Origin of the sequence: Hungatella hominis (assembly GCF_014288005.1) — a bacterium.
Lineage (GTDB): Bacteria > Bacillota > Clostridia > Lachnospirales > Lachnospiraceae > Hungatella > Hungatella effluvii.
Window position 1 is genome coordinate 17,804 of record NZ_JACOPB010000017.1, and the last position, 16,360, is coordinate 34,163.

6 protein-coding genes are annotated in these 16,360 nt (G+C 41.5%); 5 read left to right on the forward strand and 1 reads right to left on the reverse strand.

Annotated features, from left to right (window positions below):
* Window positions 1-192 precede the first annotated feature (192 nt).
* The 3 genes from H8S75_RS25560 (at window position 193) to guaB (ending at window position 4,114) form a co-directional block, all read left to right on the forward strand.
* Window positions 193-1,023, forward strand: a complete 831-nt coding sequence (locus H8S75_RS25560; protein ID WP_187023936.1) for a hypothetical protein — start codon at window positions 193-195, stop codon at window positions 1,021-1,023.
* Window positions 1,024-1,499: 476 nt separating this feature from the next.
* Complete coding sequence (locus tag H8S75_RS25565; protein WP_187023937.1) at window positions 1,500-2,357, forward strand: CPBP family intramembrane glutamic endopeptidase; 858 nt, start codon at window positions 1,500-1,502, stop codon at window positions 2,355-2,357.
* Window positions 2,358-2,659: 302 nt separating this feature from the next.
* Complete coding sequence (guaB, locus tag H8S75_RS25570) at window positions 2,660-4,114, forward strand: IMP dehydrogenase (RefSeq protein ID WP_187023938.1); 1,455 nt, start codon at window positions 2,660-2,662, stop codon at window positions 4,112-4,114.
* A gap of 198 nt (window positions 4,115-4,312) precedes the next feature.
* Here guaB and H8S75_RS25575 read toward each other — a convergent pair whose 3' ends face one another.
* Complete coding sequence (locus H8S75_RS25575) at window positions 4,313-4,624, reverse strand: hypothetical protein (RefSeq protein WP_187023939.1); 312 nt, start codon at window positions 4,622-4,624, stop codon at window positions 4,313-4,315.
* Window positions 4,625-5,322: 698 nt separating this feature from the next.
* Between H8S75_RS25575 and H8S75_RS25580 the strand changes: the two genes are divergently transcribed.
* Complete coding sequence (locus tag H8S75_RS25580) at window positions 5,323-6,222, forward strand: hypothetical protein (protein ID WP_349768988.1); 900 nt, start codon at window positions 5,323-5,325, stop codon at window positions 6,220-6,222.
* A 15-nt stretch (window positions 6,223-6,237) separates the two neighbouring features.
* Window positions 6,238-16,326, forward strand: a complete 10,089-nt coding sequence (locus H8S75_RS25585; RefSeq protein WP_187023940.1) for a doubled motif LPXTG anchor domain-containing protein — start codon at window positions 6,238-6,240, stop codon at window positions 16,324-16,326.
* Window positions 16,327-16,360: the final 34 nt, after the last annotated feature.

The window sequence follows — 16,360 nt, forward strand, 5'->3', positions numbered from 1 at the left end:
ACAGCATTTTCTTGCCTGTGAAATTCTAAAATTCTTTGTTTCAATGCGGTTTCCGCAAAAAAATCCTATGTTTAGCTTCAGGAGAGTTGGTGATGTGTATGAATGATTGAGAAAAAGTCTTGTAATGGCAAAGCTTTTACAGTATAATAAAAACATCTGAGAGACGTAAAAACTAAATACAGGAGGAGTGAAATGACAATAGATGAAAAGTTGGATTTACTCTGTGGAAATGTTCAGAGTATAAATGATAATGTAATTGTGATGAAAAATGATATGGCTGTGATGAAGGGCGATATCGTGGAATTAAAAGGCGATGTAGCAGAGCTGAAGAGCGATATGGCTGAGGTAAAGAGCGATATCGTGGAGTTAAAGAGTGACGTAGCAGAGCTGAAGAGTGATATGGCTGAGGTAAAGAGTGATATCGTGGAGTTAAAGAGTGACGTAGCAGAGCTGAAGAGCAATATGGCTGAGGTAAAGCGCGATATCGTGGAATTAAAAGGCGATGTAGCAGAGCTGAAGAGCGATATGGCTGAGGTAAAGAGCGATATCGTGGAGTTAAAGAGTGACGTAGCAGAGCTGAAGAGCAATATGGCTGAGGTAAAGAGCGATATCGTGGAGTTAAAGAGTGATGTAGCAGAGCTGAAAAGTGATATGGCTGTGGTAAAGAGCGATATCGTAGAATTAAAGAGCGATATGACCGTGGTAAAGACTGATATCGTAGAATTAAAGTACGATATGACCGTGGTAAAGACTGATATCATAGACCTGAGAAATAATATGAACACCATGGAAGGCAGAATTGATGCTAAGATGGAACAGTTAAATGAAAATGTGAAGGGGATTCGTTTTACCATTGAAAATGAAATCCGCCCGAGTATTGCTCTTATTGCAGAATCACATTTCATTCTGAACAGAAAACTGGATGAGGCGATAAGAGTAGCGGGAAGTATCGAAATGACAAGAATTCGAGTCAGCATACTGGAAGATGATGTAAAGAAGCTGAAAAGAGCAGTAAATATGTGATCTATATCATAAGATACGAGAAATTAGTAGATTTTGAAGAGAATATCAGTTATACAACAGAGCTTACTATAATTAGAAAAGAAAACAGTAAATAAATGAATGCAGCTTACTTCAGCAAATGTGCCGAAATAGGCTGCATTTTTGATTATAAGCTTCTATTTTTAATTTGGATCTTAAAGGCATAAAATAAAGACCAGCAATATACAATAACAGGAGATTTCTAAATAAATCAGATACAAATGATAAATAATAAAATGTTATTACGTGTTAACATTTACTGATATGTAAATAAGGGGGATGAAATATAGATCGAATGTGTTAACAGCATCTCCTGTAATTTCATAAATACAAACCAAGCGTTAGAAAGACCGCTTGACAGGCTCCATATTAACATATAAAGTATAAGAAACATATCGTTTTAAAATCAGGTGAGACGGCTAAATAAATCCAAAGTCGAACGACAGAAGGAGCTGTACATGAAAAAACTAAGAAGTCCCTTGTTATCGGTGCTCGCAATTTACATACTGTGTTTTATCTTTCGAATGATAGAATATTTTATCATTCGTACAGATCAGACCTTATTGGGAGAAGCGATTATACATAAGATTGCTGGCATCATAATTCTCTGGATTGCAATAAAAATGCTATCTACTGATTTCGAGTATATTGGATTTAAGCGTAAAGGTATATTCAAAAATTTTACTTTCGGTTTACTGTTTGGTATTTCTGTGTTTGCGGCCGCATATGGGGCGGAAATCCTGATTGCAGTTTCGCAGGGAAATTTCCAGTCCCTTCAATTTTATGTCAGCAGCTATGCTGTGGATAAAAATATAGGAAATCAGACCGGTATCCTGTTCTTCCTTATTTGTATAGTTGGTAACATCGTTAATGTACTGATGGAGGAAGGCGTATATCGAGGACTTTTTCAAAAAATTCTTCAACAAAAATACAGATTTATTGCAGCGGCAATTATTTGTTCCATTTTATTCGGTGCGTGGCATGTCATAGGCCCGATTCGCAATTATTATGACGGTCTGAGCAGCATGGGAGGGATGGCGGCCAACATTTTCATGTTGGTAATCACAAGCGGTCTTGTTGGTTTTAAAGCGGCTATGATAACAAAATTGACCGGCTCACTTTACATGGCTATGGGGGATCATTTTGTCAATAATACAATCGTAAATATTTTACACGTTACTTCCTATACTGGCGCTGATGAATTGATGTTTGTGCGAATTACAATTGCTCAAAGTCTCTCATTTCTGTTGGTTCTTATTTTCTATATCTGGAAACAGAAGAAGACTGATTCAGACAGTTCTCCCTCCGGAAATTAGTCAGCCGTATCGAATCGGGAATGGCATCACTAAACGATAAATTTTGATTGCGGGCAGTGCATTTGTTTACATACTTATGCATTGCCCGCTTAATGATTATGCGCATTCGGACAGGAAGATTATGTACATTTATAAGCCGCAATGAATATATTAAATACGCTGGAAATTATGTCTTTCACACACGGAAAACAGATTGAAATTGTCCGTTGACAAGTGACGCAAAATTTGTTAAACTATGTAACTAACAAGCAAAAATATATTAGTTACATTAATAAAAAGGACAAGAAAGAGAGGAAAAATTAATGGGTACAATTATTGGCGACGGCATTACTTTTGACGACGTACTTTTAGTTCCAGCTTATTCAGAAGTAATCCCCAATCAGGTTGATTTGACGACCTGCCTCACGAAAACCATCAAGCTGAACATTCCCCTGATGAGTGCTGGTATGGATACGGTTACCGAGCACCGTATGGCAATTGCCATGGCAAGACAGGGAGGTATCGGTATTATCCACAAGAACATGTCGATTCAGGCGCAGGCAGATGAGGTTGATAAGGTAAAGAGGTCGGAGAATGGCGTCATTACGGATCCATTTTATCTTTCCCCAGAACATACATTAAAGGATGCGGACGAGCTGATGGCGAAGTTCCGTATTTCTGGTGTGCCGATTACAGAAGGTAAAAAGCTGGTCGGTATCATTACCAACCGTGATTTAAAATTTGAGGAAGATTTTTCCCGCAAGATTAAAGAATGTATGACTTCCAAAAATCTGGTGACGGCGAAGGAAGGCATTACCATGACAGAAGCGAAGAAGATTCTTGCCAAGGCGAGAGTAGAAAAGCTTCCGATCGTTGATGATGATTTTAATTTAAAGGGACTCATTACAATTAAGGATATTGAAAAGCAGATCAAATATCCGTTGTCTGCAAAAGACAGCCAGGGAAGACTTCTGTGTGGTGCTGCTATCGGAATTACTGCTAATGTTCTGGATCGTGTGGCCGCTTTGGTCGCTTCCAAGGTCGATGTGATTGTCCTGGATTCCGCTCATGGCCATTCCGCCAACGTTTTAAACTGTGTACGCATGATTAAGGAAGCATACCCGGATCTTCCGGTTATCGCTGGAAACATAGCGACCGGAGACGCGGCAAGGGCCCTGATTGAGGCCGGTGCAGATGCTATTAAGGTCGGTATCGGACCTGGTTCTATCTGTACAACCCGTGTGGTTGCCGGTATCGGTGTGCCGCAGATCACAGCGGTTATGGATTGCTATGCGGTAGCGAAAGAATATGGAATTCCGGTTATCGCAGATGGTGGTATCAAGTATTCCGGAGATTTAACAAAGGCTATCGCAGCGGGCGGTAATGTCTGCATGATGGGGAGTATGTTTGCCGGATGCGATGAGAGCCCGGGAACATTTGAACTGTATCAGGGAAGAAAGTATAAGGTATATCGCGGCATGGGCTCTATTGCAGCCATGGAGAACGGAAGCAAGGACCGTTACTTCCAGTCTGATGCCAAAAAACTGGTTCCGGAAGGCGTGGAAGGCCGTGTTGCATACAAAGGTCTCGTCGAAGATACCGTATTCCAGATGCTGGGCGGACTCAGAGCAGGAATGGGCTATTGTGGTGCTTCTGATATTAAGACACTTCAGGAAACAGCTAAATTTGTAAAGATTACCGCAGCATCCCTGAAGGAAAGTCACCCGCATGATATTCATATTACGAAAGAGGCTCCGAACTATAGTATTGATGAGTAGACGGGTCCGCAGATCTGGGATGCAGCAGAGTGATCGGTGGATGAGGGCTGATTTTAGTAATAAATGTATTTGACGAGACGCTGAAGCAATGTCTGATGATCTTTATATAAGAGTTTTTATAAGCCGGTATAACCCGTAGTTTTGGGTTTTACCGGTTTTTTCTATACCGGAAGAGTTTCACAGATTCTCTCATGGCTTTTATCCCGCGGCAGCCACTAACGCCCGCATTGGCTGCATTGGAACCGAAATCACTGTACTCAGATAACATAAAATATTATTCGTCGGCAATAAATCGGTAATATTTGTCGCAGTCCTTTTTGGAAGCTGATTTCCAAAATAAATTTTATTATTATTCCAAAATTTTATAATTTGTCCATTTGGCAAAGCATATTCATTGTTGATGAGAAATTCTTTCAGTGCGTGAAATTCTGTGATTTCTTCCATATCTTCTATATTAAATGAATAAAATGCTGCCTTTAAATTTCTTTTGAATTCACATAGCTCATTCATTACTTTTCTAAGCAAAGCGCAAATATGCACTCTGTGCCAAAAGGCCGGCCTTTCTTTCCATGCAACGGTTACGAATTATGTAGCCATTTTTGTTTTTCCCCTCCATAATTTAGATTTTATGCTTGCTCCATACGTTCGATACAACGAAGTGTCTTATACCTTTTGAACTGGTCCGATATACTCCCAAACCTTTTTTAATATAAAAGGCTAGTTTTTTTGCCGCAGATATTCACTGAATTGCATCAAGCGGTGGCTTGATTTTACTTGCTGTTATTCTAAAGAGAGCAGGTTTTCTTTTTTTATTGGAATGGAGCGTGAATTTTGACTATTGATAAAATAGGAAATTGTAGTATTTGATTTATTGAAGAATGTAATAAAAAATGTAATATAAAGTATATAAATGATAATATAACTGTCTATAAACAAAAAACATATTAAAAGAACTGATAAAATAGTTCTTATAATCTGCTTTATCTACCAATTTAAAAAACAAAATCCAGCATTTTAAATAAAAAAAAGTAAAAAATTACAAAGAAAGAAATGGAAAAAAGTTGAAATGTAACCATTATGTTACCATGAAGATGTATAATGCATCTATAATTAATTTTTTTATAAGGAAAATAAAATGAATTGTAAATTTTTTTGAAGGAATAGGAAATTTAGATTAATGTGGATTACTTAAAGCAGATTATAAGAAGGTGAGAAAATTGTCGATAGCAAAAATGAGCATGCTTGATAACTCATATCGCTATTTTACCGTAACAGTAGAACGGTACGAGAGACAGTGTATGGAGGGAATTATCAGTCACGCGGGAGAAACACCCGGTATCCGTTATAGTAACTTTCTTGAATTAGTACTCCAGATGGACCAAATATTCAACCGGATGTCATGTCCGAAACAGACCATGGAATTTCGGGGGTTTTCCGGTACTGAGTATCCGGCACCGAAAGTGAAAGAATGCAAGAAGGTATGTAATGGAAAATTAGCAACATTTCAGATATACGTAAAATTCCGATATGACGCCAGCTGGCAGGGAGATATTACCTGGCTGGAGGAAGAACGGACGGAGCAATTTGAAAGCATATTACAGATGATCCAGCTGATAGACGAAATTCTTACCGGAAGATATAGAATAAAAGATTCGGGAAAAGGCGCAAGAACATGTCAGGTAGCTGTAAACTCCTATGACAGCGGACTGTTGGAAGGAAGTGTTCAGAACGCATTTATCAATCATCTGGAGGATTTCAAAGGAACCATTGGCCTGGCTGATGCTATGGTCCATTTATTTGAGGTTGGAATCGGCAGGAGTTCTTCCGGGATAGCACCGGGAGAATGCAAGATCATTTCAGAAGAGACTTGGGATGCCTACCGGAAAGGCGGTAGAAAAGCCACCTTTGTAATAAAGATCCTGTACAGGGAACACTCAACCTGGCAGGGCGTGATATGCTGGCGGGAAACCGGCGAAAAACAGGCTTTCAGAAGCTTTTTGGAAATGATAATTCTGATGGCCTCCGCTTTGGAAATCGGAAGCGGGGAAAAAGAGTGTGAAGATAGATACTATACTGACAATAGACATAAGACCATAAAGGAAGGGTAAGGAAGGAGAGAAAGTATGAAAGGACTAAGAAGAAAGTTCAGGCGAGGGCTGGCAGGTTTTCTGGCATTCGTGCTGACAATGACATCATTTAATATGGTGTCGTGGGCAGATGTGGCGAGTGCATTTGAAAAAGAGAATGCCACATTTGTTCTGAATGGAGAGGATATCAGGGATTCTGCTCAGGCTGCCATAGAGAATGGTAATGAGTTCTATTTCGAAGATCTTGGCGCCGACACATCAGACAGGAGTCTGGCTAAAGATTATCAAAGATTGTTTGAATCGGGATCTGTTTTTGAGTTTACTCCGTCATATGACATGGATGAAGAGGAATATGCAGCTGGAGCTGAGCTTCGAATGTTTATTCGTGTTGATGATGCATATGAGGGATATCAGATTACAGGAGATGAGGATATTATTTTCCTGTATATCAATGATTCCTCATCAAGGATCACATTCCGTTCTAAAATTGATGGGTATACAACTAAGAAGGTAACGGTAAAGGGCAATTCTTCATTATTAGATGATAATGGAGCAGCCGTACCGGGGGTAGAACCTCAACTGCCGACTGGAGAGGAAGAAACAAAATCAAATGGAGCAATTGAAACTCCTGATGCAAATGGGGAAAACGATTTAGATGGAGAGAATGAGGTTCCAGAACCAGGTAAGGAATCTGAATCAGAAGAAACAATTGAAACTCCTGAGGCAAACGAGGAACCTGAATCAGAAGAAGCCATTGAGACATCAGCAGCTGATACAGAAACAGGTGAAACAAACGAGGGTTCTGATGCGAATGCTGAAAGCAACGGGGATCATATTGTTCAATCACCAGATTCGAATACAGATGTTGAAGAAATTTTAAATACGGAAACAGAGACTGATAAATCAAATGAGGTTCAGACCCCAGCTGAAGATGCATCAGAAGACAACCAGGAACCAGGAGATCATGCAGCTTCTGAATCGGCTTCAGAAGATGATAGTAATATTGATACAACAGCTGATAAGAATACCGCAGCCCCCAGTTCTGATAACAGCAGCGATGTGGAAGTGTTATCTGACGATGCTGGACAGCTGTCCGTATCACATCATTCTTCCTATGTTCTGAAAACAGCTATTTCTGATATAGAGGAAAACGACAGCAATGATAAAGCTATAGATGAAGATAAAAATAACAAAGCTGCCGAAGTTCCAGCAGATAATCAGGAAAAAGTAGAAGATTTCCAGAATGAGGAAACAGATTATGTGGAAGCCGTTGATGCCGAAGTAAACGAAGAAACAACGATTGCGGCACCTGTGGAAACAGAAAGCTGTAATGATGCGGTAAGTGATGAAGAAGAACAGACATCGGTTTCGTCCGAAGAAATAATCCAGGTGGATGATTCTATTGATAATCCGGTGGAAAAAACAGAGGACAACAGTGAGAATCTTTCTGATGAAAAAGAATCGACAGTAACGGTAGAAACTTCAGCAGAGGCTGTAGAGCAGGAAGAAGTAACGGCAGTAACAGGAAGTACGAGCGGCAAGACGTATGGTCAGATCGTATTGGATGAATCCTATTATGCAAAAGCATATGTTACAACGCTTAATAAGCTTCATGTTGATGTGTCATCAGAAGGTTATGCAGTAACTTATACCGTGACCCCTGTAGGTACAGCAACCATAAAGGGTGCAAAGAGCGTTGCGGAAGGAAACGATTTGAGTTTTACAGTAAAACCTCAGATTGGTTATATGATTGACCATGTCACTGCAAATGGAGATGAATTGGAAGCGGTTGATGATTCCGAAGCTACAGACTCCAATGCTTCTTTATCTGCAAAGCGTTACATTGTATCTTCCGTGACAGAGGAACAGGAAATTATTATCTCAATGTCGGAGGTTGGTGAGCACCCTGAGTTTAGTTACAGCAAGACATTAGGCAATGTAGTGGTTTCTCTGCATGCGGAAGAAGGCATCTTACCAGCCGGGACAGTGGCAAAAGTAACGGAGGTTACAGAAAAAGTTCAAGAGGCTGTCAAAGAAAAAACAGCAGAAGAGACAGGGGAAGATATATCTGAAAATACAGTTCTTGCTTATGATATTAAGTTGTTTGTAGAAAATGATGAAGGGGAGCTGGAAGTTCTTGATAACAGTTGGAGTGAGAATGGCTATATAGATGTTACGTTCTCAGGTAAGGCAATTGAAGAGAAGAGCGCAGAGGCGGAGACTGTTGAAATTAAGCATGTAGACACCGGAGAAGTGGATGTAGCAGCAGATGATATAAGCAAAATTACTTCCGATGAAGTACAAAGTCTTGAAGCAGTTTCAGATATAATTGAAGTTCCTGGAGCCGCAAATGTTAATGAATTAGTATTCGAAGCAGAGCACTTTTCTATTTATACAATTATGTTTAATAGTTCCTCTTCTGGAGTAAGGATAATTACTGTTGATACTAATGGTATGGTAATCGGTAAAATTGAAGACACATATTCTCTTGGTAACTCCTCCAAAACAGTTACTTCCATAAGTCAATCTATAAAAAATGGAATACCGGCGGGATATGAATTTAAAAAGGCAACCGTTGGTAAAAAGTATTATGAGGGACAGAAAGCTGATAAACAGGATTATATTGATAAAGAATCAATTTATTCCATTAATCGCGCAGGAACTATCAGTAATAGAAAGCTGCAATACCAAACCAGTGGGAATTCTCAAAAAGTAGACATTGAAAAAACACAGGATATTTATTTTTGGTATGAACCTGAATCCACAACAATCACATTTGACGTAAATGGTGGATCAGGAAATACACCTGAAAGAATCTCGGCAAAGGTTGGTGATGTCATTGATCTGCCTGCGGGAGAGGGACTTTCGAAAAAGAATAATATATTCTTGGGTTGGGCCAAATCGAAGGATTCCAATACTGTAACGGTAGTTGGAAGCGTGAGTGAAAAAGTTCAGGTTTTTTCAGCCGGTGGTAAATTTGAAGTTTCAAAGAGTGAAACTTTATATGCTGTATGGGCACAAAACGCTGGCACGGTTTCTAATCAAAGTCTTACTATTGCTATAAGAAAAGATGGGGTTGCACCGGCGGAGCCATCAATTCAAGATGGTAATAAATATTATTATTTAGTTAATGGATTGGCTGTAGGTAATTTATTGAATTATTTTAATTACGCACATACAGTAGCTAATATTGGTGCGGTAAAAGAAAATTTAAAAGATGCTTTTTACAATCTTGCGAATAGCTATAATACAAATAATAAATATTGGAACACACAAACGGAATATGTTGATTGGTATGTAATAAAGTACCAGGGGAATGATTCAAGGTGGCATGTTGATGGAGTTGTGAGAGAACGTTCTAAGGTAAATCTTGATTACGACCCTAACTGTACTGATTACTCTGGCCTGGTTCCTGACGGAAAACAGTTTATGCCGGGAACAATGGTAACTGTTGAAGGAAAAAGAACTTTAGAGAGACCGGGATACCGTTTCGTATGTTGGAATACAGATCCTAATGGGCTGGGGATGCGTTATGAGGAAGGGGATCGTTTTTTACTAAATGAAAATACCAGATTGTATGCACAGTGGGCAGAGCGGGATAAAGTGCCAGTGTATTATCGGGTTATCAATAATCTTGGAGGCAGTGTCACTAGAAGTGAAGAGTGGCTAAATCCCGAAATAGGTATAGCCCAAGGAGCTACGGCGGCAGCAGATAATGGATATTTATTTGCAGGCTGGTATATGGATTCAGCGGGAAGTCAGTTACTTACCGAAGATCTAACATATACACCGGAAAAACCTGTGGGAGGATGGGTTAGTAAAACTTATTATGCTAAGTTTACGAAAGATTTAAGTAAATGGTTTTCAGTGGTTTATAATACTGATGGAAATGGAACGATAGATGGCCAGAAGAAACCGGTAGAGAAGACAGATATTCTCAAGGGAAGCGAATTCCCGGCACAGCCGATAGTGGCTGCGGATTACGGCTATCAGTTTGACGGCTGGTATGAAGGAAGTAAGAAAGTGGATACGTTCCCAACCACGGTGACCGAGAACAAGGAATATACAGCGCGATTCGTAAAAGATGAGAGCAAGTGGTTCGCGGTAACATATAACGCAGATGGAAACGGAACGATAGACGGCCAGAAGACAGCAGTAGTGAAGACAGACCTTCTGGAAGGAAGTGCATTCCCGTCAAGACCGGCAGTAGAAGCTGATTATGGTTACCAGTTGGATGGCTGGTATGAAGGAAGTACGAAAGTAGATGCGTTTCCACCCACAGTAACCGAGAGTAAGGAATACACAGCCCGATTTGTAAAAGATAAGAGCAAGTGGTTTACGATAACATTCCAGACAGAAGAACACGGTAAAATAAACGGAGGAAAAACGGATATTGTACATTCTGAGATTCTGGATGGAAGCATATTCCCTGGAAGACCAACAGCGACCGCAGATCCGGGTTATCTGACTGCTGGCTGGTATGATGGGGACACCAAAGTAGTGAAGTTCCCTGAGACAGTAACAGAAAGTAAGACATATGTATTAAAATGTGTTAAAGATCCAAGCCAGTGGTTTACGGTAAGATATAACACAGATGGAAACGGAACAATAGATGGCCAGAAGGAACCGGTTGAGAAGACTGATATTCTCAGGGGAAGCATATTCCCGGCACAGCCGATAGTGGCCGCGGATTACGGCTATCAGTTTGACGGCTGGTATGAAGGCAATACAAAAGTAAATACGTTCCCGGAAAAGGTGACCGAGAATAAGGAATACACAGCGCGATTCGTAAAAGATGCGAGCAAGTGGTTCACGGTAACGTATAACACAGATGGAAACGGAACGATAGACGGCCAGAAGGCAGCAGTAGTGAAGACGGATCTTCTGGATGGAAGTGCATTCCCGGCAAGCCCGTCAGTAGAAGCTGATTATGGTTATCAGTTTGACGGCTGGTATGAAGGAAGTACGAAAGTGGATACGTTCCCGACCACGGTGACCAAGAGTAAGGAATATACAGCACGATTTGTAAAAGATGAGAGCAAGTGGTTCACGATAACATTCCGGACAGAAGAACACGGTAAAATAAACGGAGGAAAAACAGATATTGAACATACTGAGATTCTGGCTGGAAGCGTATTCCCTGGAAGACCGACAGCAACTGCAGATCCGGGTTATCTGACTGCTGGCTGGTATGATGGGGACACCAAAGTAGTGAAATTCCCTGAGACAGTAACAGAAAGTAAGACATATGTATTAAAATGTGTTAAAGATCCAAGCCAGTGGTTTACGGTAAGATATAACACAGATGGAAACGGAACAATAGATGGCCAGAAGGAACCGGTTGAGAAAACTGATATTCTCAGGGGAAGCATATTCCCGGCACAGCCGATAGTGGCCGCGGATCATGGCTATCAGTTTGACGGCTGGTATGAAGGAAGTACAAAAGTAACTATGTTCCCGGAAAAGGTGACCGAGAATAAGGAATACACAGCGCGATTCGTAAAAGATGAGAGCAAGTGGTTCACGGTAACGTATAACACAGATGGAAACGGAACGATAGATGGCCAGAAGGCAGCAGTAGTGAAGACCGATCTACTGGACGGAAGTGCCTTCCCGGCAAGCCCATCAGTAGAAGCTGATTATGGCTATCAGTTTAACGGCTGGTATGAAGGAAGTAAGAAAGTGGATACGTTCCCGACCACGGTGACTGAGAGTAAGGAATATACAGCGCGATTTGTAAAAGATGAGAGCAAGTGGTTCGCAGTAACGTATAACACAGATGGAAACGGAACGATAGATGGCCAGAAGGCAGCAGTAGTGAAGACGGATATTCTGGATGGAAGTGCATTCCCGGCAAGCCCATCAGTAGAAGCTGATTATGGTTATCAGTTTGACGGCTGGTATGAAGGAAGTACAAAAGTAAATACGTTCCCGGAGAAGGTGACCGAGAATAAGGAATACACAGCGCGATTCGTAAAAGATGAGAGCAAGTGGTTCACGATAACATTCCGAACAGAAGAACACGGTAAAATAAACGGAGGAAAAACGGATATTGAACATACTGAGATTCTGGCTGGAAGCGTATTCCCTGGAAGACCGACAGCAACTGCAGATCCGGGTTATCTGACTGATGGCTGGTATGATGGGGACACCAAAGTAGTGAAGTTCCCTGAGACAGTAACAGAGAGTAAGACATATGTATTAAAATGTGTTAAAGATCCAAGCCAGTGGTTTACGGTAAGATATAACACAGATGGAAACGGAACAATAGATGGCCAGAAGGAACCAGTAGAGAAGACTGATATTCTCAGGGGAAGTATATTCCCGGCACAGCCGATAGTGGCCGCGGATCATGGCTATCAGTTTGACGGCTGGTATGAAGGAAGTACAAAAGTAACTATGTTCCCGGAAAAGGTGACCGAGAATAAGGAATACACAGCGCGATTCGTAAAAGATGAGAGCAAGTGGTTCACGGTAACGTATAACACAGATGGAAACGGAACGATAGATGGCCAGAAGGCAGCAGTAGTGAAGAACGATCTACTGGACGGAAGTGCCTTCCCGGCAAGCCCATCAGTAGAAGCTGATTATGGTTATCAGTTTGATGGCTGGTATGAAGGAAGGACGAAAGTGGATACGTTCCCGACCACGGTGACCGAGAGTAAGGAATATACAGCACGATTTGTAAGAGATGAGAGCAAGTGGTTCGCAGTAACGTATAACACAGATGGAAACGGATCGATAGACGGCCAGAAAGCAGCAGTAGTGAAGACGAATCTTCTGGATGGAAGTGCGTTCCCGGCAAGCCCGTCAGTAGAAGCTGATTATGGTTATCAGTTTGATGGCTGGTATGAAGGAAGTACAAAAGTAGATACGTTCCCGGAAAAGGTGACCGAGAATAAGGAATACACAGCGCGATTCGTAAAAGATGAGAGCAAGTGGTTCGCGGTAACGTATAACACAGATGGAAACGGAACGATAGACGGCCAGAAGGCAGCAGTAGTGAAGACGGATCTTCTGGATGGAAGTGCGTTCCCGGCAAGCCCGTCAGTAGAAGCTGATTATGGTTATCAGTTTAACGGCTGGTATGAAGGAAGTAAGAAAGTAGATACGTTCCCGACTACGGTGACTGAGAGTAAGGAATATACAGCGCGATTTGTAAAAGATGAGAGCAAGTGGTTCGCAGTAACGTATAACACAGATGGAAACGGAACGATAGACGGCCAGAAGGCAGCAGTAGTGAAGACGGATCTTCTGGATGGAAGTGCCTTCCCGGCAAGCCCATCAGTAGAAGCTGATTATGGTTATCAGTTTGATGGCTGGTATGAAGGAAGTACAAAAGTAAATACGTTCCCGGAGAAGGTGACCGAGAATAAGGAATACACAGCCCGATTTGTAAAAGATGAGAGCAAGTGGTTCACGATAACATTCCGGACAGAAGAACACGGTAAAATAAACGGAGGAAAAACGGATATTGAACATACTGAGATTCTGGCTGGAAGCGTATTCCCTGGAAGACCGACAGCAACTGCAGATCCGGGTTATCTGACTGATGGCTGGTATGATGGGGACACCAAAGTAGTGAAGTTCCCTGAGACAGTAACAGAAAGTAAGACATATGTATTAAAATGTGTTAAAGATCCAAGCCAGTGGTTTACGGTAAGATATAACACAGATGGAAACGGAACAATAGATGGCCAGAAGGAACCGGTAGAGAAGACTGATATTCTCAGGGGAAGCACATTCCCGGCACAGCCGATAGTGGCCGCGGATCACGGTTATCAGTTTAACGGCTGGTATGAAGGCAATACAAAAGTAAATACGTTCCCGGAAAAGGTGACCGAGAATAAGGAATACACAGCGCGATTCGTAAAAGATGAGAGCAAGTGGTTCGCGGTAACGTATAACACAGATGGAAACGGAACGATAGACGGTCAGAAGGCAGCAGTAGTGAAGACGGATCTTCTGGATGGAAGTGCCTTCCCGGCAAGCCCGTCAGTAGAAGCTGATTATGGTTATCAGTTTGATGGCTGGTATGAAGGAAGTACAAAAGTAGATACGTTCCCGGAAAAGGTGACCGAGAATAAGGAATACACAGCGCGATTCGTAAAAGATGAGAGCAAGTGGTTCGCGGTAACGTATAACACAGATGGAAACGGAACGATAGACGGCCAGAAGGCAGCAGTAGTGAAGACGGATCTTCTGGATGGAAGTGCCTTCCCGACAAGCCCATCAGTAGAAGCTGATTATGGTTATCAGTTTGACGGCTGGTATGAAGGAAGTACAAAAGTAAATACGTTCCCGGAGAAGGTGACCGAGAATAAGGAATACACAGCCCGATTTGTAAAAGATGAGAGCAAGTGGTTCGCGGTAACGTATAACACAGATGGAAACGGAACGATAGACGGCCAGAAGGCAGCAGTAGTGAAGACGGATATTCTGGATGGAAGTGCGTTCCCGTCAAGCCCGTCAGTAGAAGCTGATTATGGTTATCAGTTTGATGGCTGGTATGAAGGAAGTACAAAAGTAGCTATGTTCCCGGAAAAGGTGACCGAGAATAAGGAATACACAGCGCGATTCGTAAGAGATGAGAGCAAGTGGTTCGTGGTAACGTATAACACAGATGGAAACGGAACGATAGACGGTCAGAAGGCAGCAGTAGTGAAGACGGATCTTCTGGATGGAAGTGCGTTCCCGTCAAGCCCAATAATAGTGGCAGATTCTGGATATGTATTTGATGGTTGGTTTGAGGGAACATCAAAGGTAGATGCATTCCCAGCAACAGTAAACGAAAATAAGGAATATGTTGCCAGATTTGTAGAAAGACAGGATTTACCTTATGAAGTCCATTATTTCTATGATTATGTCGAGAACAAATTAGAACAGGTAATTGCATACGATGGAAAGTTTAATGAGAAAATTCCATATGATGCACCAAACGTTAAAACCTATAACAACAATAACTATGTTTTAGAGTATATTAACGGCGCGGATAATAAAGTGACTATAGAACCAGAATTAAACATTGTCAATATCTACTACGCCCTTGACGAAAAAGGTACTGGCCCGGATCCTGATAAGCCAGACCAGATTCCCGATAAGTACCAGGTATCCTTTATGTATATTGCAGATATAAATGGTAAGGTAGAGGGACGCTTGAAAGAAGTTGTTACAAGGGAAAAAGCAGCAGATGGAAGTTTCAGTGCCACGAATCCAGCTTATCCGGAGGCACTGGTGACAGCAACGGCAGATAGCGGATACAGTTTCCAGAATTGGACCTCCAGTGCAGTGGGAGATGTTGCTGGAAAACCAGTAAGTACATTTGCATCGGAAGCGGATATTAAGAAAGCTGGTTTTACATCCGATTCAGTTTTCACAGCACATTTTTATGCAAAAGATGATACAACATACAGAGTAGAATACTACTACGAATCTCAGGGCAAATATCCTGCATCTACAGATAATTTCGAAATAAGAACTGGTAAAACCGATGCATCTGTATCTGTTACAGATAACGATAAAGCGAAAAACGGATATGTATATGATACGACAGCATCAAATGTGGAGAACGGAATTGTCAAGGGAGATAATAGTCTGGTATTAAAACTTTACTTTAAACAACAATTTACAGTAACGTATCAGCCGGGAGATCATACATTCTTTACAGAACAAGTGATCGGTGGAATTTCTTATGGTGATAAGACACCGGAATTTACGGGCGAAATGAATATAATCGGAAGATATGTATTCGACGGTTGGAAACCGTCTGTTGCAGGAACGGTAACAGAAAGTGCGGTTTATGTAGCGCAGTGGAAGTATACTGGCAGCAATGACAGTGGAAGCAGCGGAGGGGACGGAAACACTCCGAATCCTAATAAGCCATTCGTTCCAGAAGGTCCTGCTGGCGGGATGGTAACTGTTGAGCCAGGAGATGTGCCTCTGGCTAATCTGCCAGAAGGTGGACCAGTAGATAATTTAATTCTGATCGATGATGGTAATGTACCGCTTGCAGGTCTTCCAAAGACCGGTGATCGTGCAGGAGCACATGCAGGATTAGCAGCATTGATTTCTGGATTCCTAATGGCAGCATTTACAGCATTGAGGAAGAGGGAAGAAGAGAAGTAAAGAATTAGCAAAGTGAAAATGATATGAAAAATGG